Consider the following 331-nt stretch of genomic DNA (forward strand, 5'->3'; position numbering starts at 1 on the left):
ACTTAGATTAACACACCAAGTGCAACGCTAAGTAATGGAATAAAACACCTGGTTTGGCGTTTTAAACCCCAATCGTTTTCTTGGTCTGTTGTTTAACCTGTCTTCAATGTTTTGAACCTCATCATCAGATACTTGTCTAAAGTCACATCCTTTAGGTAAGTACTCTCTAATCAAGCCATTGGTATTTTCGTTTGTTCCTCGTTGCCATGAGGCATAAGCATCAGCAAAGTAAAACCCACTATAGAGTCTTTGCTTAATGGCTTTATGATCCGCAAACTCCTTGCCATTATCGGACGTAATCGTCTTAACGTGCAGTCTCACAGGAGTTAGC

Annotated in this window: 1 protein-coding gene; it reads right to left on the bottom strand. The window is 40.2% G+C overall.

From position 1 onward, the window contains the following. Positions 1 to 27: 27 nt before the first annotated feature. The coding region (locus ACT3SX_RS15640; protein WP_444761885.1) for an IS30 family transposase at positions 28 to 331 on the bottom strand (304 nt) is incomplete at its 5' end.

Origin of the sequence: Psychrobacter sp. AOP31-B2-9 (assembly GCF_052378005.1) — a bacterium.
GTDB lineage: Bacteria > Pseudomonadota > Gammaproteobacteria > Pseudomonadales > Moraxellaceae > Psychrobacter.